Here is a 25,432-nt window from a genome sequence, read left to right on the forward strand (position 1 = left end):
CTGTTCTATCAGCGAATCTGCATAAAGCTTAAACTAAACGCTCAATAATCGTGGCATTGGCCATCCCATGACCTTCACACATAGTTTGCAATCCGTAGCGCCCGCCAGTTCGCTCCAATTCATGCATCATCGTCACCATTAGACGTGCACCGCTACCTCCTAATGGATGTCCGAGGGCTATCGCACCGCCATTGGGATTTAGTTTCACAGGGTCTGCACCTGTCTCTGTCAGCCAAGCAAGTGGAACAGGGGCGAAAGCTTCATTAACTTCAAACACATCAATATCATCAATGGATAAGCCGGACTTTTCTAGTGCCTTTTGTGTAGCTGGAATCGGTCCTGTCAGCATCAAAGTGGGATCTGAACCGACCACCACGCGTGTGTGAACACGAAAGCGCGGTTTCAATCCAAGTTCGTCTGCTTTCTCACGGGACATGAGCAGTACCGCCGCTGCCCCGTCACTTATTTGGCTTGAATTACCTGCATGAATCACGCCATCTTCTTTAAAAGAGGTACGAAGTCCAGCCAACGCCTCTAAAGATGTTCCTTTTCTCGGACCAGAATCATCCTTGATAACGGTGGAGGTCCCATCTGGAAGCTTTACCTCAATCGGGAAAATCTCCCTTGAAAAGTACCCCTCTTTCTGTGCCTTTAGTGCTTTTTGATGGCTTTTGAGGGAAAATTGATCAAGTACCTCACGAGTAAACCCATATTTTTCTGATATCCGCTCGGCTGATAGTCCTTGATGGATCATTTCATACTTCGACCTTAAATTAGGACTAAAAGGCTCCTCAGCCCCTTTGTAGTTGGAACCCATTGGAACACGCGACATGCTTTCCACACCCCCGGCTATGACCACGTCCATATCACCGGCCAAGATTGCTTGTGCAGCAAAATGTACGGCCTGTTGACTTGAGCCACATTGACGGTCAATGGTTGTTCCCGGGACTTCAATTGGGAAGCCGGCGATTAACGCAGCCACTCTGGCAATGTCACCTGCTTGCTCGCCCGCTTGGGTCACACATCCCCAAATGACATCATCTACAAGCGCTGGGTCGATCCCCGCTCGATTAACTAGTTCCTTTAATGTCAACCCTGACAAATCATCCGGACGGATATCTTTTAGGACGCCATTTCTTCTTCCAACTGGTGTACGGACACCTTCCACAATTACTACTTCACGCATCTTAATCTCCCTCTCTATAATCCTAGATTTTTGGCAATGATGGTTTTCATTATTTCGTTAGTTCCAGCGTAAATGCTAGAAACGGGTATATCACGGAATCTTCTCGCAATCTCGTATTCTTCCATATATCCATAACCGCCATGAAGCTGCATGCATTCTGCGGCAACTCTTTTTGCGATGTCGGTTAGTTTCCATTTAGCCATTGAGACTTTGGTAACAACGTTTTTCCCTGCAATATGCTCAGCTATTAACTGATCCAAAAAGGCTCTGCCCATTTCAATTTCTGTAGCCATTTCCACAATTTTAAATTGGGTGTTTTGGAATTGGCTGACCGGTTTTCCAAACGCTTCCCTGCTTTTTACATAGTCAATCGTCATTTTCAGCATTACTTCCGACGCCGTTTGCGCTCCAATCGCGACAAGGAGTCTTTCCTGTTGGAGTTTTTCCATTAAATAAAGAAAGCCTTTGCCTTCCTCTCCGAGAAGGTTTTCCTTCGGGACACGGCAATCTTCAAAGATTAATTCCGCTGTATCCTGGGAATGGAGGCCGACTTTGTTTAACTTTCTCCCTCGTGAAAATCCGGGTGCACCTCTTTCAATGACGAGGAGACTAACCCCTTTATGCATTGGCACTGCTTTTAGGTCCGTTTTAACGGCGACAACAATGAGATCAGATTGGATTCCATTGGTAATGAACGTCTTTTGGCCATTCACAATATAATGGTCACCGTCAAGTTTGGCCGTTGTTTTGATGTTTGCTAGATCAGAGCCTGTGCCTGGTTCCGTCATGGCAATCGCGGTAATGATTTCACCTGTCACACATTTCGGGAGCCAGCGCTGCTTTTGTTCTTCTGTCCCATAAGAAGTAATGTAGGGGACGACAATATCATTATGGAGTCCTATTCCAACTAACCCTGATCCAACCCGTTCCAGCTCTTCATTAATGACCACCGCAAATCCCCAGTCGACCTCACTGCCGCCGTACTTTTCATCGATATCGGGGCAAAGAAACCCCTGTTCGCCCATCTTCTTCCAGAAAGAGCGCGGAATCATCCGGTCCTCCTCCCACTTCTCATACAAGGGATATGCTTCTTTGTCCAAAAACTTTCGCAATGACTTACGAAATATTTCATGATCTTCATTTAAGTAGGGATGTTTCATTTAAAAATACCTCTCTTTCCGATTGATAGCGTTTACATTTTTATAAAAAGTACTTCGGTTTTTTGAGGAAATTACTATATTTTTACGTAAACTTAGACTTTTTTACACAATTACGCTTTATTAGACGTAATCGCTCCTATGACTTTTCCATCCTCTATGATAGGTATTCGATGGACCATATATTTAATGCCATTAATCTCTAGAAAACCACTCGCGTCTACAACTGGCAGCAGGCTCCACTTCTTGTTGCTAAATGGACAGCTTCAGATAGTGTCGTATCCTCGGTAACCATGCAGTCGACTGGCGTTATCAACACATTAAATTGGACCATATCGTCCCCCCTTTTTTTCATATCATTATTGTAACAAAAGCGAGAGATATTTTTGAATATTTCAACAATATCTATTTTTTATGGAATCTTTTAGTCCGTTTAATCGTAAATAAAAAGAGGGAAATATTGGAGGAGTGAGATTATGAATGAAAAGGGCTGTATTAAATGTGGAAGTAGAGATACAGGAACGAAAGATGTAGCCATGACTGGAACGGGTCTATCCAAAATGTTTGACCTTCAACATAACACATTCACGGTTGTTTTCTGCAAAAAATGCGGATACTCTGAGTTTTATAATAAAAAAACATCCACCGCTTCAAATATCATTGACCTATTCTTTGGAGGGTGATGAATGAAAGGGGATTCCGATTGGAATTCTTTATTTAGAAGAAAAGAGAATCTATAAAAATAATAAAAGGTCAGTCCTCATTAAAATGAGGTCCTGACCTTTTTCTTTGCCACAACGTCCTCTCGTAAGCCAGATTGCTTCTTTCTTTCCATGAATATAACTAAGACGATGGCCGCTAGGAGAAAAAGACTCGCAATCCGAAAAATGGATGCTGTACTAACAAATTGGGCTGTCACACCAAAAATAATCCCGCTTAAACCCAAGCCCAAATCAATGGATGAGAAAATCATCCCGTTCGCCACACCTCGTCGATGAGATGGGGTCATGAGTAATGCCCAAGATTGCAGTGTAGGTATCAAGCAGCCAAAACCTAAACCAAATAAGGCACCCGAGATGGCAATAAGCAAGTTGGAATGGGCAAATGAAAGGACCCACATCCCAACAAACGTAGAGAAAGTACAGAACAAAACAAGACCGATGGGACCCTTTTCATCAAACCATCTTCCGGCAAATGGTCTTCCCAATGTTGCCAATATCGCGTTGAAAATATAAAACAAAAAGATTTGTTCAATGCCTCGCTCTACACCAAAAATAACAATAAAAGTCACAACTGAACCATACCCTAAATTGATAATAATGGTGATAAAGGCTGGAAACAAGCTTGATTTTTCAACTGAAGAACCGATATATGAAAACTTCAAATCTTCTTTACGTGTATTTATCACTGCTTGAGGAGTTTGATAGCGTACAGCTGTAAGCAGGATAATTGAAACAGCCCCTAATATCGCCGATATAAAAATAAGATTTCCAAAAGTAGTCAGATTGTAAATGAAGATTCCTAGACTAGGAGCAATAATGTATGCAATGGTCATGGAGAGCCCGAAGTAACCCATCCCTTCCCCCAGCCGCGAATTGGGGATTGCATCTACCGCTGCGGTTCCATTAACTGTTGTTGACCACCCCCATGCAAGACCATGGAAGAAGCGGAATAACAGAAAAACCACAACAATCTGTGAAATAGGATAAAGAATTGTGACCAGGAAGAGCATCAAGGCTCCTATTATAACAAGCGACTTTCTTGGCTTATATTCAAGCAAAAAGCCGATAAATGGCCGGCTGATCACCGCGCCAATTGAAAATAATCCTGTCACTAAGCCAATCTCTAGCCCTGAAGCCCCTATTGATTTTATATATGGCGGCAGAGTAGGAATGAGCATTTGAAATGACAAAAATACAAAAAGATTTCCCACCATGAGCATGATAAACGACTTCGTCCACAAACGCTCTTTCAAACCGTCCCCTCCCTTCGTCCCAACAAGTTACTTCACATAATTATATTTACTTCGCATTACTAAATAATAGCACAGATACTGGAAAAAGAATACGAGCTTTCTGGAAAAACATTGAAACAAAAATCTTATCATTTATTTTGATTTCCGTTATCATTAACTAGAGTAAACATTGTCGAAATGGAGGTATTCTCATTGATGAAAAAAATGGTTATCACTCGTAATATTGATTCAGCTCATATTTCGCAAATCAAAGATCTCATTCCAGATTGGGAATTGATTGTTGGCAAGGATAAGCAAATTTGGCAGGAACATGTTAAAGATGCGGAAATTATCGCTGGCTGGAGTAAGGGGTTGGATGAATACTGTCTGGACCCACAATCAAAACTTAAGTGGCTGCAATCATGGAGTGCTGGTATTGATTATTTACCTCTTGAAAAATTAAATTCTAGAAATTTCTTCTTAACTAGTGCCAATGGCGTTCATGCCTATCCCATCTCCGAAACAATTTTTGCATTGATGCTGGGATTAACCCGCAAAATCCATACATACGTCAAAAATCAACAGATAAAAACTTGGCATCATGCACATATGGGCCAAGAAATCCACGGAAAAACAATTGGCATCATTGGAGTAGGAACGATTGGGGGAGAAACAGCAAAAATAGCGAAAGCCTTCGGCATGAAAGTACTTGGTGTCAGGCACTCGGGAATGCCTGCACACAATGTCGATGAAATGTATACTCCAAATCAATTAGGTGAATTGCTTCCTGCTTGTGATTATGTAGTGGTTACGTCGCCTCTCACAAAGGATACTTATCAAATGTTTGGTAGGGAACAATTTAAGCAAATGAAGGCTTCAGCATTTTTTATTAATATCGGCCGGGGTGAGATTGTGGTAGAAAATGACCTGATCCAAGCTCTAACTGAAGGAACAATTGCAGGAGCTGGACTTGATGTGTTTGAAACGGAACCATTAAGCAATGAAAGTCCATTATGGGAGATGGAAAATGTCATTATTACCCCACACACATCTGGTTCAACCGAACATTATAATCAGCGGGTGATTGTAAATATCTTAATTCCTAACCTAAAGGCCTATCTTTCTGGTAAGGTTCCACCAATTAATCTTGTAGATTTTTCGAAAGGTTATTAACCTGTAAAGACTCCCTTTTTCCCGCATTATCCATTTAAAAAATTAGGGCGCCTCAACCTTGAGGCACCCTTTCTTGTTCCATTATTTTTTATATTTTCCAGGTGTGTACTTTTCACTGGCTTTAAAGTTATAGACGGGTTTAATAAAGCCAGCTATCTCCACGGTTTCTTCAACCTTTTCTAAAATTTCATTCATGGGCTTATAGGCCATTGGCGCCTCATCTAAGGTTTCCTCTGAAACAGACGTCGTCCAGACGCCCTCCATGGTTTTATGAAAATCATCCATATTGAGAGTTTTCATCGCCTTTGTCCGGCTCAAAACGCGGCCTGCTCCATGCGGTGCCGAGCAATTCCAGTCATCATTCCCTTTACCAACTGCCAAAATCGACCCGTCTCTCATATTAATTGGAATGATAAGCCGCTCCCCTTTTTGTGCAGAAACCGCCCCTTTTCGTAAAATTAGGTTCTCGGTGTCAATATAATTGTGCACGGTATCGAAACGGTCCTGTTCCTCAAATCCCATGTTCTCCGTAATCGCTCTCGCAATCTCTTCGCGGTTTGCTTTTGCAAAAGCCTGAGCTAGCTTCATGTCATGTATATAGTTATGAAAATCCTCACCTTCCAAATACGCTAAATCATTTGGAATAACTGGATTCTTTTCTTTATAACCCTGGATCATGGCTTGGATTTCTTTTTGACGTCCTTCCGCCTTTAATTGGTCAATAAGTCCTGAAAGATCCTGTTGACGAAGTTTTGAGATAGCTACCTTTTGATAGTAGGTGGCTATCTTCGATCCTACATAACGGCTTCCAGTATGAATCGTTAAATAGTGGTATCGATCGGCATCAACAGAAACTTCTATAAAATGATTGCCGCCCCCTAGTGTCCCTAAGCTATAACGGCTTCGATTTTCACTTAAGATATGCTCTGCACGGAATTCTTGAATGGCGGGAAAACTCGTGTTAATAAACCCGACAGTTTCATCTGAATGAATCTCCTGTCCACTTGGGACAAAGGTGCGGATTACTTGATCTAGTCTATTAAAATCCATCTTTTTATCCTGAAGCTTGACGGTTAATACGCCGCAGCCGACATCCACACCAACTAGATTAGGAACAACCTTATCCTTTAGTTGAATGGTCGTTCCAATGACACAGCCTTTTCCCGCATGATAATCTGGCATGATACTAATCTTTGTATCCTTTAAAAATGCTTGATTACAAAGTTCTTGGATTTGCTCTAGGGCTGTTTCTTGGGGATAGTTTGAAAATACCTTTGCTTCTGTTTGTGTACCGGTTACCTTAATCACTTATTTTCCCTCCTTTAAAGCAGATTACAAATAGGCTACCATCTAATGGGCGTTCGGGCAACCGATATTCGTACGACATTTTTTTCTATATAAATAAAGGAAGATGCCCTTTGACATCTTCCTTCTTTAAATTATTAATAAACAGTTTGCATGCCTTTTCCGGCAACGGTCATCCACTCAAACTGACGCAATCTAACCTCAAACAGGGTTAATGGATCACGGAACATCTCTGGGTTGGCATTCATATTCGAAAGCATTTCTTGGTTCGCCTGTATTCCAGCTTGCGCCTCTTCTGCTGATTGACTTAACAACTGCATTGGACTCTTGAAAAACAGTGTTACATCGCGCTCAAGTGACTTTTCAAACAGTTCAAATTGCTGGAAAAACTGTTGATTCACTGCAGAGATAGCTTCACCATAATCTTCATTTTCCACAAATGCTTTGTACTTATTAAAAAGCAGCGCTTTATTTTGTGATATCGCCCCAAATAATTTCCCAGCGCTTTTCAGTATAAATTGCGATGGGGTTCTGCGCAGCAGGATGTTAACAGTTTCCAACTGAAAGCGGCTTGTCATCCGGTCGGTGTCTCGGTGCCAATCGTCAATTACCTTAAAATCACAATCAAGCACGAGACGGTCTTCTCCATACATACGATTAAAACTTTCGCCAATTTCATTTAGAAAATCCTGACTCTGCACAAACTCCTCTTTGCACTCATCAATCCATTCTTGCAATAAGCGGTAATATTTAGGCAGCACTGTCTGGTCTAAATACTCTTCTAGTTTTTTGTTCATCACTTCATTAAGCTCGATATGAATCTTGCTAAAATTACTATCTTCTTTGATGAAGGCAGAACACTCTTGAAGCATTTTAGGAACCGCCTCTGAAATGTCTTTTGCAACCGTATTTTTGATGGCACGGTAAGACTGTACCACAGCTTTTGATTTTTGAACTTCTGTATCCTTCAGTTGATTGATTGCACCCGTTAATTTCTGGAGCATTTCTTCATTCCAGCGGACTGATTCGATCAATTGATTTTCGACATCCACCCGTTTTTGCATTAGGCTGGCAATTGTTGTGCGAATATAGAACAATAGCTTTGCCAAACGTTTATCTTCCATATTTCTTGTATTTTTAATAGAATGGATAAACTCCTGTAAGTCCTTTAACTGCTTGTGATTCTCATATTGCGATGAAAAGGCAAACACGGATGCATCCGGAATATACGATTGAATCCTCGCCCTTGTTTCATCAAAGACACTGATTGCATCTTGCTCATTTGCAATCGCGTCCATCTTACTGAGTAGAAAATGCACGGGGATGTCAGGTGCTAACTCTTGAATTTTTGCAAGAACAGACCGTTCTTTATCTGTAAAAGGTGCATTTGCATCAAGTACGAAGAGAACCGTATCAGCCAATTGCAGATTCTTCAACACCTCATAAGAATCATTATAGTTTCCTTTTAATCCTGGAGTATCGATAAGTGTGACCTTATTATCCTTCAGGAAAGCATTTGGACGCTTAAATTCAATGATAGATTCCATCGCGTTACGGCGGCGATCCATTCGTTCTTTGAAATCAGAAAGGCCGGATAAACTAGTAATCTCACGATCCGTAATTTCCGTGATTTCTTCATCTTCGGAGTCTTTAAACAAAACCAATGAAGAAGTCGGGCTATCCTGCAGGTCTTCACCAAGAATTGCATTAACAAACGTCGATTTTCCGCTGCCGCTTAACCCGGTAAAAAGAAGATGCTGTGTGTCAAAATTCACTAATTGCTGAACAATCCATTTTACCCGATTATTCTCACCCATCTCATTGGCTTGGGCCCAATTCGTAATAGCATCAAAGAGTGTCAGGCACTCTTCAAGTTCATCCATATCTGTTTCGGTAATACTAATTAGTTTCTCAGCCTCATTAACGATCGACATACTTAAACTCGCTGGAAACAGTTCATTCCATGAAAGAACAGCTGCCGCTGAAAGGACAACATTCTTAGTGTCAGCGAGACGCAGCCAATTCGTTAGAAAATCTGGAATAAAATCCTGGAGACTTTTTATGAAATACCTGCCATCGATAAAGCTAAAAAACGCTTCTTTATGAAGGCCTGAAAGCTCGGCCAAGTTGTCATCCCGATGAATATCAAGGCTTAATAACAAATGATTCATTTCCCTAATCCAAGTAAAATAGGTTTCTTCATTGTCATAGCTGTCCCAAAGAGTGGAAATAAGCTGCTCGAATTTTCGTTGATCTAGACTAAACAGAAAATGGACAGCTTGGGAAAAATAACTCGGCGCATGATTTCGAGTTACACCCTTCTCCACATACGAAATGATGATATCAAACCACTCTAACGACCCGGTCCTAATGGCCTCGTTTACGGCTAGCTCAATGGCATGATTCCAATCTCGCTGTTCTTCAAAAAATGTACGAGCTAATTCCGTCACGTTTGGATAATCTGGATTTGTATCAATGGTTTTCTTTATCACTGCGAGTGCGAGGTCTAACTTACCTCGCTCGATATACAACGAAAATAACTGTAAGGCAACTTCAGTCGTTAACGTAAGATTATCACTTGTGATCGCACAATAAAGATCTTCTGCAGTTGATAACAGGCCTAACTGATAGTAAGCATCCGCTGTATTTTTCTTTGCCCATGGTTCTAGCTCATTGATAATATTTTCCCATTTAAAAATGGCTGCTTCATAATCTTTGTGATGAAAATACACTTCTCCCTGAGCAAAGCGAATCGATGATAGATTCGGTAAATCCTTAGATGCTTCCTCTTGAAACAGTTCACCCAGGACCTCAATCGGATGAATATTTTCATGTTCATTGATGAACATTTTATAATACGTTTTCAGTTTTAATTGCGTATCTAATGTCATATCTTTCCCTCCAATTACAACACTCTCTGTCATTCATATGGAAAAGAGCCATAATTATTCTCTATACTATTCGACGGATTATCTGATTTTAAGTCTCAATTATTACGATTCTACCAGAGCAATTTATTAAAAGGATTTCAGTTGTGTTTCATTTTGGAGACAAAGTAGAACTTATTACATATTTTTCAGGACATACCGACCTTAACTGGATAATAATTGAAAATCGCGAAAATTTCATGATACTTATTACATATTTTTAGGAAGTTATTACCTATTTCTGGACTCTTATTACATATTTTACGAAATTTACGACATTTACTGGATAATAATAGGAGACAACCAGATAAATGAAGCAAAAAATAAGCCTGCCAAAGATGAATGGCAGGCTTACTAGAAGTCATTCTCATCCAACAGACACAGTCTTCTCACTCTTTGCATTCAAGACAATCTCAGAAAAATAATTCACTGTTTTCATTTCTGCATTGAACAAGTAAGAGGATTTCCATGTTTCCTCTAGAAAAATCTCCATTACCTTGACTGAGCGCGGATCACCGCTTGCTGCCTGCTCAAGCGCCACGATACTTTCAAAAATTTTCACCATAAGTTCGGCCGCCTTTTTCGAATGAAAAGTCTTTTGATCAGCCGATGCCGTCCGTAAAGATTTTGATAAGTTCTGTAACTGAATCAACTTATTTTCTACTAAATACGTCCATTCAGATGGCAAATGGGCGACACCTCGTAGACGCTGGCTCATCTCATCTAAAAACAGTTCATCCGCTTTGAACTTCTCCATTAAACGCAGAACCTCTAACCCGAGAATATTGGCCGTCCCTTCCCAGACAGTTAGGACTTGGGCATCTCGTAACAATCTTGGAGTCACAAAATCTTCGATATAGCCATTGCCTCCGTGCATTTCGATTGCTTCATGCGAAAAGTGAATCGCTTGTTCTGCCGTTTCTTTTTTCAATAAAGCAATATAAAGGCGATGAAGAATGGCTTCTTTCTGACTAGCTTGATTGTTCAAGACACGTTCAAATAATGGAAGATACGTGAAAACGGTGCGTGTTTCAATTTCCAACTTTACAGTGAGCCTTGTCAGTGTATCCTTAACCATTGGATAGGTAGCGAGTTTACTGCCGAACGCATCCCTTCTAAGAGCATATTCCTTAGCTTCATGATAGGCCCTCCTCATAATTCCTAATGAGGCAACGGCATTACACACTCTTGAGAGATTAAGAGCTTCCATCATATAGTAGAAACCCTTCGAAGGATCTCCCACCACAAAAGCATCGGCACCATCGAATTCCACTTCAGCCGAAGGGACAGCTCTGACTCCGAGTTTATCCTTTAAGCGGCGAATCCGGATTCCATTTAGCCTGCCATCTTGATCCCGCCATGGTACGGCAAATAAAGTCAGCCCTTTCGTCCCAGATGGCGCGCCTTCTTTCCGTGCTAAGACCATCGCTACTCCGCACATACCGGCATTGGAGGCAAAGTACTTTTCACCATAAAGCTTGAAATGCTCTCCATGTTCCACGGCTCTCGTCTCATTCGCTCCGACATCTGAGCCCCCCTGACGCTCTGTAAGGAATGTCGCTCCCTCATAGAGTGGAACTTCTCCTGTTGAGAGGACATGCGGCAAAAACCGTTCCTTCATTTCTTCAGATGCATACTGGTTTAGTAAATAAGCGGTGGCCATTGACAATGTGACTGGACAGTAAAACCCTGGTTCTGTTTGTGAGAGCAGATAGCCTTGGGCATAGGAATAAATATAATTCCCCTTCTCACCGAGTGAGGGGATTTCTTTATGAACATAGCCGACAATTCCGGTATTATAGGTATCTTCCACCGTTCTACGATAACCTTCATTCACCCATACTTCAGAAATATCTTCACCATAAGCATCGTATTTATTTAAGCGCGGCTGTCCTTCCCGGTCCGTAAACCTAGCCCGTGAATCAATATCTGTGGCACATTTCTCACCGAAGGCAGTCAACTCCTTGTCTGCATACTCGAAAAAGGATGGATCGAGTAACTCTTTAAGCAAGACTTGAAACGCCAAATCCTCTTTATAAAAATTCAACTTGGATAACACCCTCCTCTTTTTCAGAATAATCAATAAATTTAGTATATCACTTTCTTATCCTGATAAAAATAAATTTTGGTTATTTTTAGACGTCTTTCCTTTTTATCTGAATACAACGTATAATTAGTTCAAATACATTAAGGGGAAATCTTCATTGGAAAAAGAACAAGCAAGACTGTTAGCTGACTTTATGGAGAACTCAGCTTCCTCGGTCTATGAAATACAAAAACTTGAAACTTCGGGCGGCCGTTTGCTGAAATTTCATCAATGGACAAACGGGAAGCCTACACTCGCCGCTTTTGAGATTACAAGGCCGGATAGTGATACTGGCTATTACTTTGTATTCATTGATTGGCATCAAAATGACAACTATTATTTAGTCGTTTATGCACATGATCGTTCAACGACCTGTGCAGAGATACGTCAAATTCAAGAAATAGACGGAGCACCACATCTCATCTGGACATATAAGCCTTTTAAACGGGACGGAAAAAATGATCAAAGAAAAGCTTATTTCAAGCAAATGTTTGGCTCAACAACCATACAAATTAAACTGCCCTACTCGGCCATTGAGGTGGAAAAATTTCTAGGACAAGTATTTAAACTGTGTCAAAACCGGCTAATGGCGGACCGGATTGTTGAAAGATTTAAGCTTGAATAAACGAAGAAAAAGGAGGCCTCAGCCTCCTTTATGTTATAAAACTTTACTTAAAAAAGCCTTTGTCCGTTCTTCTTGCGGATGATCAAATAATTCACTTGGAATATTCTCTTCGATAACTAACCCGCCATCCATAAAAATGACGCGGTCGCCCACTTCTTTCGCGAAGCCCATTTCATGTGTCACGACTACCATCGTCATCCCTTCTTTTGCAAGGTCCTTCATAACCTCTAGTACCTCACCGACCATTTCAGGGTCCAGCGCTGACGTTGGTTCATCAAAAAGCATGATTTTCGGCTCCATTGCCAGCGCCCTTGCAATCGCAACCCGCTGCTTTTGTCCGCCTGATAAGGAATCAGGAAAGGCTTCTGCCTTATCCTCTAAACCGACTTTACGTAAAAGCTCTAACCCCTTAGCTTTGGCCTGATCCTTAGGAATATTTCTTACTTTCATCGGTGCAAGCATAATATTTTCAATCACGGTTTTATGCGGGAATAGATTGAATTGCTGAAAAACCATTCCCACTTCTGTCCGTACTTTATTAATATCGGTATTCTTGTCAGTCAAGTCGACACCTTCAATATAAACATGCCCCCCAGTAATGGTTTCTAGCATGTTAATGCAGCGAAGGAACGTCGATTTCCCGGAACCTGAAGGACCAATGACCACAACTACCTCTTTATTTTTAACTGTAACGTTAATGTCCTTGAGAACCTCATTTTTACCAAAGGATTTTTTTAAATTCTTTACCTGGATCATTCAGTCGCCAACCTCCGTTCAAGACGAGTAAGCAGGAAGCTTAAAGAAAGTGTTAACACGAGATAAATAACTGCTGCCGCAAGATACGGTTCCCATACACGGAAATATTGTCCTTGCATAGCTCGTCCCCAATACATTAATTCAGGGGCTGCAATGAGAGCCGCTAATGATGACTCTTTAATTAGAACGATAAATTCATTGCCAAGCGGCGGAATCATTCGCTTAAACGCTTGCGGCAGAATGACAAAACGCATGGATTGTACATGGTTCATCCCTAATGAACGGGCAGCCTCCATTTGCCCGCGATCAATCGATTGAATCCCCGCACGAAAGATTTCAGCTATATAGGCGGCAGCATTTAATGATAGAGTAAGAATAGCAGCTAAAACGGGACTGGTTTCATCAAGAAAAAGAGGAACAACAGCAAAATGGATTAATAATATCTGAACAAGTAAAGGTGTCCCGCGAAAAAAAGTAATGTAAATCGTAAACGGCCAAGCGAGGAGCCTATTTTTCATCATTTTTCCTAATCCGATAAATAAGCCAAGAACAGTACCAATCAAAATACTTGCGATGGAAAGCCCAATAGTTAGAAGTGTTCCTTTTAGGAAAAATGGAGCGTATTCAACTAATATATCCCAACGAAAATCCATAAAATAAATCCCCCTATTAAACGACAAGCTAATTATTCTAATCTAACTAGCAAAAAATTGCGTAACTGCTTGGTTAAGAGTTACGCAATTCATTCAGCGATGTTTACTTCTGTTGATCTTTTAAGATTTGTGTATCTGGTTCTACTTTAAACCACTTTTTGTATACTTCTGCATAGGTCCCGTTATCAATTACTGCTTTTACTGCCTTATCAAAGTCTGCTTTAATCTTGCTGCCTTTAGGGAACATAAGTCCATAAAATTCTTTTGCAAATGCGGCTGAATCTTCAATAACAACAAAATTATCTTTAGGATTGTTTTTTGCATATTCTTCGATAACTGTGTTATCTGCGACTACAGCATCTGCCCCACCGCTTTTCAATTCCAAGATTGCTAGATTATTATTTTCAAATTTTTTGATTTTATCACTATTTTTTCCTAATAGACCTTCAACAGCTTCTTGTCCAGTTGTAGCATTCTGAACGGCAATCGTTTTATTATTCTTTAGATCAGCTGCGCTCTTAATGTCACTATCTTTTGGAACGAGGATTTTGTTGGTTGATAAAAAGTATGGCACTGAAAAATCATAGGATTGTTTTCTTTCATCATTAATCGTGATGGCAGAAATACCAATGTCAGCAATTTTTTTATCTAATTCAACAAAGATTGGATCCCAGCCGACATGTTCAACCTTCACTTTATAGCCTGCTTCCTTTGCCACTGCATTGATAAAATCGATATCAAAACCGACAACTTCTCCCTTATCCTGATACTCAAACGGTGCATAGGCAGCATCTGTTACCACGCGCAGTGTTTTCTTTTCAGTGTCTCCTCCTTCTTTTGTTCCCGTGCTTGTACTTTTACTAGTACCACAAGCTGACAAAACTAAAAGAAGTGCAACCATTAAAAATGTTGAAAATAATTTAAAATTCTTCATTTTTTCAGACCCCCAATGTTTTTTTTGAAAAGTATTTTTTAAAAATTTTAATAATATTTTGAATATAAATGATTATAACCCGATTTTATTATATATTCAATATTTAAATAATTTACTATTTTAATACTGTAATTAACTAAAGTATTAACATTGTAGAATAATTTCTTTGGTTGATTTCCGACTTAATCGTTGGATGATTTTGAGATGACTCCGGTTATTTTATTTTTATTTCATAGGGCTAATTATCTAAAATGACATTCCCTGTCTATGGGCATTCGCCGTTACTCCCTACCCATACCTACATAATCTATAGGGTATTTACAACATAAGGAGAGATGCCTAAATGAATCCGTATGGTCTTTATCAAACCCCTCAAATGCCGATGGAATATAATACCTATGTTCAACCTGAACCAATGAATTACTATGTACAACCAGAACAAGTGAATTACTATGAACAACCAGAACCATTTAATCCCTATCTACCAGAACAATATGACCCGGCAAGACAACCACAACAAGTTGAGCGCAGACTGAATCAATTGGAGCGGCAAAATGAACGGCAAGAAAGAGAGATCAATCAACTACAACGTCAAGTAGCACAACTCGACCGCAGACTTCAACGAGTAAATCAACGTCTTCGTGCTGTTGAAAGAAGATTCAACTTCCCATTCACTCCATTTGATGGAGAATATTAAGAAGACTTTCACAGAACCGGGCACATGTCCGGTTCTTTTACATACTGAAGGAAAAATTGGAAGGTTTTTTACCAATTTGAAGGACGATGTTAAAATCCTGTTAGGATATCTTACAAATCCACTGACAGGGAGCGAAAATTCAGTTAACTTTTCTATATAAACCTCAAGAGAAAGGAAGATTTCAAATGTATCGAAGAAATGATATTAAGCTCGCTGAAAGAATCCTTCAATTAGATAAATTAAGGGATGAGTTGTATGAAGAACTCATGAAAACAATGGGCTCCCAAGCGAACGAACTTTTAAGGAGATTACAAAATTACTAATTTCTATTTGAAAAGGGGGAAAAAGGTTGACAACACGCTTAAGGAAAGGACTCGAGCGCCTTAGACAGTTTTATCTAAGAAAGTTGCTAGAATCAGGAACCACTGATTTTACACATCAAGAACTACACTCCCTTACCTTCTCAGAATTAGAAAGATTGTACAACAAAACATTCTCCTCAGCTGATTTAAAATAATTTTCATTATTACTTATTTTGACAAACAAGCAAAATAGTATGATAACCTAGTCCTATGTTAGAAAATATAACATAATATAATACTATGAAAAGGATTTATAACTAATTGTATACAATAGGGTGTGGTGAGCGACAAAAATGGGAAAAGAAATCTCTTATAAAGATAAAAAAGTAATAACTATAGGCATCGTCAGAGATCTCACTGGTCTATCCGAACGGCAAATCCGGTACTATGAAGAACGAAAGTTAATTTTCCCCGAAAGGTCTGCGGGTGGAAGCCGTAAGTTTTCTTTTTCAGACGTGGAATTGTTGATGGAGATTGCGAATAAAATCGAAGATGGCATTCAAACACACGATATTAGAAAGGAAATGCTTCGTGAACAAAAGAAACACAACGAAGAACAGATTCGCAGGCAAATGATCCAAGGGCAACTAAATGCCCAATTCGGTTTACGAAAAAAGTCATGAAGAAACCATTATGATCCCATTCCTTCAATAAAGGAATGGGATTTTTCATCCTTTCTCGGTACATCAATCTGTCTATAACTTAAGGCAAATGACCATTTTTCAAAATCCATGTTAGATAATCTCCCAAACTTATAGAAACCATTCTAAAATCATGTAAGAATACTAACATACCAAATGTTAAGAATATTAACATCATTTTAAAGGGGGAGAAAAAATGGATACTACATTCTTAATGAATAGCCTTTGGGTAATGGTGGGAGCAGTACTTGTTATCTTAATGATCGGAGGTTTTATCCTCTTAGAAACAGGGTCAACTCGAATGAAAAATGCAGGACATATTGCAGGGAAAACAATTCTAACCTTTGGAATTGGCTCGATCGTATTTTGGGCAGTAGGATATGGACTAATTTTCGGTAAAGGTAATCCGCTGATTGGTTTCTCCGATTTCTTTTATTCAGGCTATGACGTTGATGGATTGCCACTTTCTGGTGCCGTATTCTTTTTATTCCAATTAGCTTTTTCAGGGATTTCGTTAACGATTGCGTTCGGCGGTTTTGCAGAACGAGCTAAATTAGGTGCATACCTTGTATTTGCTTTACTTTTCTCAGTCATTGTCTATCCGCCAATTGCTCACTGGATTTGGGGCGGCGGCTGGTTAGCAGAGCATGGGAAACAAGATTTCGCCGGTTCTACTGTGGTTCACTTAACAGGGGCCATGGCAGCTTTGGCAGCTACGATTCTATTAAAACCACGTATTGGGAAATTCAATAAAGATGGCTCAGCTAATAATCTAGCTGGTCATAACCAAGTATTCACAGCACTAAGCGTATTGCTATTATGGGTTGGCTGGTTTGGTTTTAACGCAGGCAGTACATTATCTGTTGATAAAGCGTTCTTTGGATTTGTTGCTGTTAATACGAACCTAGCCGCAGCGGCCGGAACGGTAGCAGCGATGATTGTCTCTTGGATAGTACTCGGAAAAGCTGATGTTCCAATGATGTTAAACGGAGCCTTGGCAGGGCTAGTTGCTATTACTGCTTCTTGTGCTTTTGTAGATACATGGGCCGCCGTCTTAATTGGTTTTATCGCAGGAATTCTTGTTTTTTACAGCATTCGCTTTTTTGAAAACAGAGGCATTGATGATCCTATCGCTGCTCTTTCAGTACATGGTACTGCCGGCGTCTGGGGAACGTTATCGACTGGTTTCTTCGCTACAAAAGAATTAGCAACAGTCGGAAAGCCAGGATTATTTTACGGGGGCGGTTTACACCAGCTCGGTATTCAAGCACTCGGAGTATTCACATGTGCCGCATTTGCCTTTATTGTCTCCTACATCCTCCTTGCCCTTATGAAAAAGTTTATGAATGGCTTGCGTGTTACAGAAGAAGAAGAGATTATTGGATTAGATATGAGTGAACACGGAAGCTATGGTTATCCAGAATTAGTGAAGGCAGAACAAACAAAAGCTTTTTAAATATTTATGAAAAGTGCAAGTCCTTTCTGGCTTGCACCTTTCTAGACTTTTTAAGTGGAGGTGAACAAACATGAAGTGCGATACCTATTCTGCGATTGCTGAATACAAGAATACCCAGATGAAAGAAGCTGCCAAGGATCACTTCCAATTGAACCAGCTTCACGACAACATAATCAAAAAGGTCTTAGAAATCTCAATGAAGGAAATTCAAATACGGAATGGACCTCTTCCATGCCCCTTCTCGTTCTTTGTCATGGGGAGCGCCGGCCGCTTTGAACAATCGGTTTGGAGTGACCAAGACCACGGCATTATTTACCTTGATTCATCCTCAGATGCAAAAGCATATTTTTTGTCATTAGGAAAGGAAATATCAAAAGGTTTGTATCAGGCTGGTTATCCTTATTGCGATGGCGGTGTGATGTCAGGCAATCCATTCTGGTGCAAATCACAAGCTGAATGGGAAAAACAAATTCTGAACTGGGCCGCCGACGCGTCATGGGAATCGTTACGGTATCTTTTAATTTTTATCGACGGACGCTCTATTTATGGTCACCATCGCCTAATAGAACAACTAAAATCATATACTTATTTAACCATTCAAAAAGAACAGATTCTTCCAAGGTTTTATCATAATACTCTTCATTTTAAAAAAGGAATTGGTGTCTTAGGACAGCTTTTAGTGGAGACTCACGGAATTCATGCCGGATCCTTAAATATAAAGGAAACTGCCTTCTTCCCTTACATCAATGCAGCCCGTCTATTGGCAATGAAAGAGCATGTCTTAGAAACCACTACCCTCTCAAGACTCGACAAACTCCGAATTCATGACAAGAAGATCTATCAAGACATGTTTTTAAAACTGTTAACCTATCGCCTTCAATTTTCTACCCATTCTGACTATGAATCTGGACACTATGTACCGGTTGATAAACTAAGAAAAGATCAAAAAAATGAACTAAAAGAAATCATCAAGAATGGTGTCGCACTGAACCAACACGCCGGAAAACTTATCGAAAAGGAGGGATAAAATGAAAATCAATGATTTAGCACAATACCTTAGACAAATTTCCGGCAGGGTTAGTTCTAATATCTATGCAGGCATTCAAGGACAAGCCAAACCACAACAGCTTTCCTTTGTCCGACAACTTCAAAAAGAAATGAAAGAAAAAAATAACATGTCCACTCCCCTTAATGAATTAGAAGTGGTCGTATTCGATTTAGAAACGACGGGGTTCTATCCAGAAAAGGGTGATTATGTCCTTTCAATCGGAGCAGTGAAAATGGTCGGTCCTCATATAAGGAATCATGATACTTTTTATTCGCTCATCAAATCAGACCTTCCTTTATCCGATGAAATCTCAACTTTAACAAAGATTCAGGAGGGGCAATTACGCGATGCTCCCATTGCCAGAGATGTCTTACTCCAATTTTTAAACTATTCACAAAGTCATATTCTTGTCGCACACCACTCCAACCATGAAAAGTCCTTTATGCAGAAAATGACTTGGGATCTCTTAAAGACACGATTTGAACATCGAATCATCGATACATCCTTCTTAATACGACTTTCGGACCCATCTATGAAATCTCTACCGCTTGAAGATGTATGTGATCGATGCGGGATTGCCATAAAAGATCGTCACCACGCACTTGGCGATGCCCTAATGACCGCGCAAATTTGGGGGAGCTATTTACACCAAGCTCAAATAAAGGGATATAGTAATTTACAGGAAGTGTATGAACATCTCGCAAAGCTTTGAGCCCAAAAACACTATTTCAAACTAGTGTTTTTTGGTAAATTTCTAAAAGTTTACAACGTGAAATCCTCTCAACTTTGTAACACCTCTATCTTACTTACCTCTGATTATCTCCCCATTTACAATCCTTAGCTCTGTCAAAATAACTTAAAAATAAAAAAATTTTAAAAAACTTTTCTTTGCTGTTTTCCTTATTAGAACAATAATGTAAACGCTAACAATATTTTTGATTTATTTGAATTGTCAGATTTTTATGTTGACCATGTTTTCGATTGGTTGTATGATTATCGAAAATAATCATTCAATTCATTAAGTGCCATCGCTCCCCATCATTTGGAGAAGGGTATGGTAATTCTTTTTTAAAAATTTTTTAGTCATTTAAAGCGGTCTATCACAAAAGAGGAGTGGTTAAGTTGGGGAGTCAATGGATTTTCCTTGACGGTGAGTTCGTCAAGAAAGAGGATGCTGTAGTATCAGTTTTTGATCATGGTTTTTTATATGGTGATGGAGTATTTGAAGGCATTCGAGTTTATAGCGGTAACGTCTTCCGACTCGGTGCACACCTAAAGAGACTATTTGAATCAGCACAATCCATTATGCTGAATATTCCTTACACACAAGAGGAAATGACGCAATTAATCGTCGATACAATCAGAAAAAATCAGCTAGAGAGCGCCTATATTCGTGTCGTTGTTTCTCGTGGAAAAGGGAATCTCGGCCTAGACCCTAAATCCTGCTCAAAGCCAAGTGTCATCATTATTGCTGAAGAATTGAGAATGTACCCTAAAGAGTATTACGAACGCGGGATTAAAATTGCATCGGTTGCGAGTCGAAGAAATCGCCCAGATGTTCTAAGTCCACAAGTTAAATCGTTAAACTACTTAAATAATATTCTTGTTAAATTAGAGGCGAATCAAGCTGGGGTTGAGGAAGCATTAATGCTGAATGATCAAGGTTATGTGACCGAAGGCTCCGCTGACAATATCTTTATTGTGAAAAACGGTGTTATCTATACCCCTCCTGTTTATTTAGGAGCACTAGAGGGAATTACCCGGAACGCCATCCTTGATGTCGCAATGTCTAAAGGTTATGAGGTTAAAGAATCTCCGTTCACTAGACACGATGTCTATGTAGCAGATGAGGTATTCTTAACTGGAACAGCCGTAGAGGTTATTGCTGTTATCGATGTGGATGGCCGTCAGATTAGTGATGGAAAACCCGGTGAGGTTACGAAGGACCTCTTAGAAGAATTTAGAAAAATTGTAACAACAGACGGTGTGGCTTGTTATCCAGAAGGTGCAAACCACGCAATCGTTAGTTAGGAGCTAAAAACATGCGTAGCGATATGATTAAAAAGGGAATTGATCGGGCACCCCACCGCAGCCTATTATATGCAACCGGGGTCAAAACGAGTGACCTTGAAAAACCGTTTATCGGAGTTTGTAACTCGTTCATTGAAATTATCCCAGGACACAAACACCTTAATCATTTCGGTGAGATTGTAAAAGAGGCTATTCGCGAAGCAGGCGGTATTCCTTTCGAGTTTAATACAATCGGTGTAGATGATGGGATTGCAATGGGACATATTGGGATGCGCTATTCCCTCCCAAGTCGCGAATTGATCGCCGATAGTGCCGAAACCGTAATTAATGCACATTGGTTCGATGGAGTCTTCTACATTCCCAACTGTGACAAGATTACACCAGGTATGCTAATGGCAGCAGCAAGAACCAATGTCCCTTCTGTCTTTGTCTCAGGCGGGCCGATGGAAGCAGGTGTTTCACCATCGACTGGAAAGAATCTTTCCCTCACTTCTGTTTTTGAAGGTGTTGGGGCTTACCATAACGGAACGATTAGTCAGCAGCAGCTGCTAGACATTGAAACAAATGCTTGCCCTACTTGCGGTTCATGTTCCGGGATGTTTACAGCCAATTCCATGAACTGCCTAATGGAAGTATTAGGAATGACTGTTCCTGGAAATGGAACCATTGTGGCAACTTCTGAAGAAAGACATGAACTTATTCGTCAAGCCGCCAGGTATTTAGTAGAACTTGTCAAAAAAGATATCCGCCCTCGTGACATTATTACTAGAGAGGCAATTGATAATGCCTTTGCCCTAGATATGGCCATGGGTGGTTCTACAAATACCGTGCTTCATACATTGGCCATTGCCCATGAAGCTGGGATTGATTATGACTTACGTGAGATTAACAAAATTGCTGAGAGAGTTCCTTATCTAGCAAAAATTATGCCAGCATCTGATTATTCAATGGATGACATTCATCGTGCAGGCGGTGTTAGTGCCATTATTAATGAACTTTATAAAGTGGAAGGCGCCTTGCATGATAACTGTATTACCATTACTGGAAAGACTCTTGCAGAAAATGTGAAGGAAGCAACAATCACGAATGAAACGGTCATCCGGACCAAAGACAATCCATATAGCCCAGTTGGCGGACTATCCATCCTTTATGGAAACATTGCTCCTAACGGCAGTGTCATCAAGGTTGGTGCTGTAGATCCTTCCATTAAAACATTCTTAGGTGAAGCAATCGTTTTTGATTCCCAGGATGAGGCACAAGAAAATATTAATAACGGTACGGTTCAAGCAGGACACGTGGTCGTTATCCGTTATGAAGGTCCAAAAGGCGGACCAGGAATGCCTGAAATGCTTGCCCCTACTTCCGCGATCATGGGCCGTGGATTAGGGAAAGAAGTTGCCCTAATTACGGATGGTCGCTTCTCAGGTGCAAGCCGCGGAATTTCCATCGGTCATATTTCACCAGAAGCAGCAGAAGGTGGACCAATTGCTCTTGTTCAAAATGGTGACAAAATCCTAATCGATTTAGAAGCACGCTCTATTGAACTTCTTGTTGATGATGAAGTTTTAGCAGAACGACAGAAGGCATTTGTGAAACCAGAGCCAAAAATTAAAACTGGTTATCTTGCAAGATATGCAGCACTTGTTACATCTGCCAATACCGGCGGGATTATGAAAATTTAAAACTTTAGAACATTGGGAATTCATTAGTACCCCTCCCCTTCCTAAAGGAAGTTAAGGTGCTAAAGCGGTAAAGAAAATCATTTGACAAAAAAATATCCATAAATCGATGACGGGAATAAAGGAATAAGAATTCGTATTTTCAGAGAGCTGGGGTTGCTGGAAGCCCAGTAATACAACTTATTCTGACATCATCCCTGAGTGTTAAGCCGAACAATCATAACTTAAGTAGGCTTAATCGGGTGTCCATCTTGAACACCTGTTACCAAAAGAAGCGTTCCTCAATATTTTAGATGTCGCTTCATAAGGCAGTATTCGTAAGAATACTGTAAAAACGGGTGGTACCGAGAAAATGAAAGGTCTTTTCTCCCCGATTATTCTGCTTTTGATGTTCTTGACTGCAGTCTATTCAGGGAGAATAGGGCCTTTTTTACTATGTTTCTAATAATACCGAAGTTTCAAACAATTTTTTAAAATTCAATCATCCGCAAGGAGGGATTACGACGTGAAAGTAGAAGCAAAAAAGCTTGAGGTCCAAACAACTACAGAGCCGAGAACCGGTGCAGACCTTCTCATCGACTTACTAAAAAAAGAAGGTGTAGAAACACTGTTTGGATATCCGGGAGGTGCCGTGCTTCCAATATACGATGCCATTTATCGCGCCCAGGGTACCATCAAGCATGTTCTTTTCCGACATGAACAAGGAATGATCCATGCAGCTGAAGGATATGCGCGAGTTACCGGAAAACCTGGAGTCGTTATTGCTACCTCAGGACCTGGGGCAACCAACCTTGTGACCGGGATAACAGATGCGATGATGGACTCCCTGCCACTTGTTGTCTTCACAGGGCAGGTAGCAAGAAGTGTCATCGGAACAGACGCCTTCCAAGAAGCGGATGTTATGGCGATCACAACACCCATCACCAAACATAACTATCAGGTACAATCTATCGAGGACTTACCACGTATCGTGAAGGAAGCATTTCATATCGCTTCTACCGGACGGCCAGGGCCAGTCTTAGTCGATGTCCCTAAAGATATTTCCGCCGGATTTCTAACGGAAGAACCTGAAGAAGCAAGCATTAATTTACCTGGATACCAGCCAACAACAAAGCCGAATCCATTTCAAATAAAGAAACTTGCTGATTCGATTTCAAAGGCTTCCAAGCCGGTAATTCTTTCAGGCGCAGGTGTTCTCCATGGAAAAGCATCAGCCGAGCTCACTGCTTTTGCAGAAAAACATCAGATCCCGGTCGTTACTACTTTACTTGGACTTGGTACTTTTCCGGCAGATCATTCCCTCTCACTAGGAATGGGAGGAATGCACGGAACGTATGCAGCGAACATGGCCATTTACGAAAGTGATCTACTTATTAACTTTGGTGCCCGCTTCGATGACAGACTAACAGGCAATCTTAAGCACTTTGCTCCATTTGCGAAAGTCGCCCATATTGACATCGATCCAGCCGAAATTGGAAAAAATGTGCCAACACATCTGCCAATCGTTTCTGATACCAAAGAGGCTTTAAGTGAGCTGCTTGTTCAAGAAATAGAATCACCAGCAACCGCTGAATGGCTGCAAAAATTGAGTCAAAACAAACAGGAATATCCGCTTTGGTATAAACATGATCCAAACGGCATGTGTCCGCAATGGGTTATCGAAGCAGTCCATAAAGTAACAAACGGTGACGCTATTGTCGCAACCGATGTAGGGCAGCACCAAATGTGGGCAGCGCAGTATTACACCTTTAAACAGCCGCACCGCTGGATTACTTCAGGGGGACTTGGAACAATGGGCTTTGGGTTCCCTGCAGCGATTGGTGCACAAATTGCCGAGCCAGATAGTACAGTCGTTGCGATTGTTGGGGATGGCGGTTTTCAAATGACACTTCAGGAATTATCGATTATTTATGAACGAAACCTTCCAGTAAAGATCATTATTGTCAACAACGGCGCATTAGGAATGGTTCGCCAATGGCAGGAACTTTTACACGGAAACCGTATTTCGGAATCGATTCTTCATACACAACCTGATTTTGTCAAACTTGCTGACAGTTATTCAATTAAGGGTTACCGGGTTAACAACCAGGAAGAACTGATTACCGTGTTGCCAGAGGTATTTGCTCATAATGGCCCAGTATTAGTTGATTGCCGTGTACTTCAGCAAGAAAAAGTATTCCCAATGATTGCCCCTGGTAAAGGAATTCATGAAATGATTGGGGTGAAACCATGAAACGGATCATCACAGCAACCGTCCAAGACCGCAGCGGAGTCCTAAACCGTGTCACCGGACTTTTGCAGCGACGCCAGTTCAATATTGAAAGTATTTCAGTTGGTCCATCTGAAACCGAAGGGATTTCAAAAATGACACTAGTCGTCGAGGTTGAAGATGAACAGCGCCTGGAACAGGTGACGAAACAATTAAATAAGCAAATTGATGTTTTAAAAGTTTCAGATATTACGGATAAAGCAATTGTCGCCCGTGAACTGGCCCTAATTAAAGTAGCTTCAAGCAGTCAATTGCGCAGTGAAATTCACGGGATTATCGATCCGTTCCGCGCCCTAATTATTGATGTAAGCAAAGACAGTCTCGCCGTCCAAATTACAGGACGTCCTGATAAAATCGATGCCTTGATCGAAATGCTCAGACCTTATGGCATTAAGGAAATTGCAAGAACTGGTTTGACTGCCCTCCAGCGTGGGCACCAACCGCAAGGAAGCGACCTAGCAACATACTCACTATTAAAATAACAATATATTTG

Annotated in this window: 23 protein-coding genes; 14 read left to right on the top strand and 9 right to left on the bottom strand. The window is 40.6% G+C overall.

All coding sequences use genetic code 11. The features are described from left to right. Positions 1-28 precede the first annotated feature (28 nt). Complete coding sequence (locus M3610_RS11635) at positions 29-1,186, bottom strand: thiolase family protein (protein ID WP_251459310.1); 1,158 nt, start codon at positions 1,184-1,186, stop codon at positions 29-31. A 14-nt stretch (positions 1,187-1,200) separates the two neighbouring features. After that, entirely contained in the window at positions 1,201-2,346 is a 1,146-nt protein-coding gene (locus M3610_RS11640) for an acyl-CoA dehydrogenase family protein (RefSeq protein WP_251459312.1), read from the bottom strand. A gap of 473 nt (positions 2,347-2,819) precedes the next feature. Between M3610_RS11640 and M3610_RS11645 the strand changes: the two genes are divergently transcribed. Then, positions 2,820-3,026, top strand: a complete 207-nt coding sequence (locus tag M3610_RS11645) for a zinc ribbon domain-containing protein (RefSeq protein ID WP_251459320.1) — start codon at positions 2,820-2,822, stop codon at positions 3,024-3,026. An 80-nt stretch (positions 3,027-3,106) separates the two neighbouring features. On the opposite strand, the gene M3610_RS11650 is transcribed toward M3610_RS11645, so the two are convergent. Further along, entirely contained in the window at positions 3,107-4,318 is a 1,212-nt protein-coding gene (locus tag M3610_RS11650) for an MFS transporter (RefSeq protein WP_251459322.1), read from the bottom strand. A 195-nt stretch (positions 4,319-4,513) separates the two neighbouring features. Between M3610_RS11650 and M3610_RS11655 the strand changes: the two genes are divergently transcribed. Continuing rightward, positions 4,514-5,470 carry a D-2-hydroxyacid dehydrogenase gene (locus tag M3610_RS11655; protein ID WP_251459423.1) on the top strand — a complete coding sequence of 319 codons (957 nt, stop codon included), beginning with the start codon at positions 4,514-4,516 and terminating at the stop codon, positions 5,468-5,470. An 81-nt stretch (positions 5,471-5,551) separates the two neighbouring features. On the opposite strand, the gene M3610_RS11660 is transcribed toward M3610_RS11655, so the two are convergent. From M3610_RS11660 to M3610_RS11670, 3 genes are all read right to left on the bottom strand, one after another. Continuing rightward, the gene (locus tag M3610_RS11660) at positions 5,552-6,778 is read right to left on the bottom strand and encodes an RtcB family protein (RefSeq protein ID WP_251459324.1); all 1,227 of its coding nucleotides are present in this window, start codon (positions 6,776-6,778) and stop codon (positions 5,552-5,554) included. 134 nt (positions 6,779-6,912) lie between these two features. Next, positions 6,913-9,666: a dynamin family protein gene (locus tag M3610_RS11665; RefSeq protein WP_251459326.1), complete on the bottom strand. Its 2,754-nt coding sequence runs from the start codon at positions 9,664-9,666 to the stop codon at positions 6,913-6,915. Positions 9,667-10,069: 403 nt separating this feature from the next. Then, a complete protein-coding gene (locus M3610_RS11670; protein ID WP_251459327.1) occupies positions 10,070-11,749 on the bottom strand; it encodes an acyl-CoA dehydrogenase family protein in 1,680 nt (559 codons plus the stop codon). A 157-nt stretch (positions 11,750-11,906) separates the two neighbouring features. Between M3610_RS11670 and M3610_RS11675 the strand changes: the two genes are divergently transcribed. Next, complete coding sequence (locus M3610_RS11675; protein ID WP_251459329.1) at positions 11,907-12,413, top strand: hypothetical protein; 507 nt, start codon at positions 11,907-11,909, stop codon at positions 12,411-12,413. A gap of 33 nt (positions 12,414-12,446) precedes the next feature. Here M3610_RS11675 and M3610_RS11680 read toward each other — a convergent pair whose 3' ends face one another. The 3 genes from M3610_RS11680 to M3610_RS11690 all read right to left on the bottom strand — a co-directional run bounded on the left by M3610_RS11680 (position 12,447) and on the right by M3610_RS11690 (position 14,756). Beyond that, positions 12,447-13,169 carry an amino acid ABC transporter ATP-binding protein gene (locus M3610_RS11680; RefSeq protein WP_251459331.1) on the bottom strand — a complete coding sequence of 241 codons (723 nt, stop codon included), beginning with the start codon at positions 13,167-13,169 and terminating at the stop codon, positions 12,447-12,449. Next, on the bottom strand, positions 13,166-13,822 hold the full coding sequence (locus tag M3610_RS11685) for an amino acid ABC transporter permease (protein ID WP_098575775.1): 657 nt from the start codon (positions 13,820-13,822) through the stop codon (positions 13,166-13,168). Before M3610_RS11685 ends, M3610_RS11680 begins: the two co-directional genes overlap by 4 nt. Before the next feature lie 103 nt (positions 13,823-13,925). After that, positions 13,926-14,756, bottom strand: a complete 831-nt coding sequence (locus M3610_RS11690; protein ID WP_251459332.1) for a basic amino acid ABC transporter substrate-binding protein — start codon at positions 14,754-14,756, stop codon at positions 13,926-13,928. Between the two features lie 343 nt (positions 14,757-15,099). On the opposite strand from M3610_RS11690, the gene M3610_RS11695 reads away from it, so the two are divergent. From M3610_RS11695 to ilvN, 11 genes are all read left to right on the top strand, one after another. Continuing rightward, positions 15,100-15,453 carry a hypothetical protein gene (locus M3610_RS11695; protein WP_180230207.1) on the top strand — a complete coding sequence of 118 codons (354 nt, stop codon included), beginning with the start codon at positions 15,100-15,102 and terminating at the stop codon, positions 15,451-15,453. A 185-nt stretch (positions 15,454-15,638) separates the two neighbouring features. After that, on the top strand, positions 15,639-15,776 hold the full coding sequence (locus M3610_RS11700; protein WP_166256179.1) for a hypothetical protein: 138 nt from the start codon (positions 15,639-15,641) through the stop codon (positions 15,774-15,776). A gap of 26 nt (positions 15,777-15,802) precedes the next feature. Continuing rightward, on the top strand, positions 15,803-15,970 hold the full coding sequence (locus tag M3610_RS11705; RefSeq protein WP_180230208.1) for a hypothetical protein: 168 nt from the start codon (positions 15,803-15,805) through the stop codon (positions 15,968-15,970). Positions 15,971-16,108: 138 nt separating this feature from the next. Then, on the top strand, positions 16,109-16,438 hold the full coding sequence (locus M3610_RS11710) for a MerR family transcriptional regulator (protein WP_098575777.1): 330 nt from the start codon (positions 16,109-16,111) through the stop codon (positions 16,436-16,438). 214 nt (positions 16,439-16,652) lie between these two features. Beyond that, positions 16,653-17,912 carry an ammonium transporter gene (locus tag M3610_RS11715; RefSeq protein WP_251459334.1) on the top strand — a complete coding sequence of 420 codons (1,260 nt, stop codon included), beginning with the start codon at positions 16,653-16,655 and terminating at the stop codon, positions 17,910-17,912. 70 nt (positions 17,913-17,982) lie between these two features. Beyond that, the gene (locus tag M3610_RS11720; protein ID WP_251459336.1) at positions 17,983-18,939 is read left to right on the top strand and encodes a DUF294 nucleotidyltransferase-like domain-containing protein; all 957 of its coding nucleotides are present in this window, start codon (positions 17,983-17,985) and stop codon (positions 18,937-18,939) included. A gap of 1 nt (position 18,940) precedes the next feature. Beyond that, positions 18,941-19,672, top strand: a complete 732-nt coding sequence (locus M3610_RS11725; RefSeq protein ID WP_251459338.1) for an exonuclease domain-containing protein — start codon at positions 18,941-18,943, stop codon at positions 19,670-19,672. A gap of 410 nt (positions 19,673-20,082) precedes the next feature. After that, positions 20,083-20,991, top strand: a complete 909-nt coding sequence (gene ilvE, locus M3610_RS11730) for a branched-chain-amino-acid transaminase (RefSeq protein ID WP_098575781.1) — start codon at positions 20,083-20,085, stop codon at positions 20,989-20,991. A gap of 11 nt (positions 20,992-21,002) precedes the next feature. Next, complete coding sequence (gene ilvD, locus M3610_RS11735; protein ID WP_098575782.1) at positions 21,003-22,673, top strand: dihydroxy-acid dehydratase; 1,671 nt, start codon at positions 21,003-21,005, stop codon at positions 22,671-22,673. Positions 22,674-23,175: 502 nt separating this feature from the next. Further along, positions 23,176-24,903 carry an acetolactate synthase large subunit gene (gene ilvB, locus M3610_RS11740; RefSeq protein WP_098575783.1) on the top strand — a complete coding sequence of 576 codons (1,728 nt, stop codon included), beginning with the start codon at positions 23,176-23,178 and terminating at the stop codon, positions 24,901-24,903. After that, on the top strand, positions 24,900-25,421 hold the full coding sequence (gene ilvN, locus M3610_RS11745) for an acetolactate synthase small subunit (RefSeq protein WP_098575784.1): 522 nt from the start codon (positions 24,900-24,902) through the stop codon (positions 25,419-25,421). Before ilvB ends, ilvN begins: the two co-directional genes overlap by 4 nt. Positions 25,422-25,432 lie beyond the last annotated feature (11 nt).

Source organism: Neobacillus sp. MER 74 (assembly GCF_023714155.1).

Coding starts and splice junctions, on each gene's coding strand:
- M3610_RS11635 (WP_251459310.1), bottom strand. CDS start 1,186: ATGCGTGAAGTAGTAATTGTGGAAGGTGTCCGTACACCAGTTGGAAGA.
- M3610_RS11640 (WP_251459312.1), bottom strand. CDS start 2,346: ATGAAACATCCCTACTTAAATGAAGATCATGAAATATTTCGTAAGTCA.
- M3610_RS11645 (WP_251459320.1), top strand. CDS start 2,820: ATGAATGAAAAGGGCTGTATTAAATGTGGAAGTAGAGATACAGGAACG.
- M3610_RS11655 (WP_251459423.1), top strand. CDS start 4,514: ATGAAAAAAATGGTTATCACTCGTAATATTGATTCAGCTCATATTTCG.
- M3610_RS11665 (WP_251459326.1), bottom strand. CDS start 9,666: ATGACATTAGATACGCAATTAAAACTGAAAACGTATTATAAAATGTTC.
- M3610_RS11680 (WP_251459331.1), bottom strand. CDS start 13,169: ATGATCCAGGTAAAGAATTTAAAAAAATCCTTTGGTAAAAATGAGGTT.
- M3610_RS11685 (WP_098575775.1), bottom strand. CDS start 13,822: ATGGATTTTCGTTGGGATATATTAGTTGAATACGCTCCATTTTTCCTA.
- M3610_RS11690 (WP_251459332.1), bottom strand. CDS start 14,756: ATGAAGAATTTTAAATTATTTTCAACATTTTTAATGGTTGCACTTCTT.
- M3610_RS11695 (WP_180230207.1), top strand. CDS start 15,100: ATGAATCCGTATGGTCTTTATCAAACCCCTCAAATGCCGATGGAATAT.
- M3610_RS11700 (WP_166256179.1), top strand. CDS start 15,639: ATGTATCGAAGAAATGATATTAAGCTCGCTGAAAGAATCCTTCAATTA.
- M3610_RS11710 (WP_098575777.1), top strand. CDS start 16,109: ATGGGAAAAGAAATCTCTTATAAAGATAAAAAAGTAATAACTATAGGC.
- M3610_RS11715 (WP_251459334.1), top strand. CDS start 16,653: ATGGATACTACATTCTTAATGAATAGCCTTTGGGTAATGGTGGGAGCA.
- M3610_RS11720 (WP_251459336.1), top strand. CDS start 17,983: ATGAAGTGCGATACCTATTCTGCGATTGCTGAATACAAGAATACCCAG.
- M3610_RS11725 (WP_251459338.1), top strand. CDS start 18,941: ATGAAAATCAATGATTTAGCACAATACCTTAGACAAATTTCCGGCAGG.
- ilvD (WP_098575782.1), top strand. CDS start 21,003: ATGCGTAGCGATATGATTAAAAAGGGAATTGATCGGGCACCCCACCGC.
- ilvN (WP_098575784.1), top strand. CDS start 24,900: ATGAAACGGATCATCACAGCAACCGTCCAAGACCGCAGCGGAGTCCTA.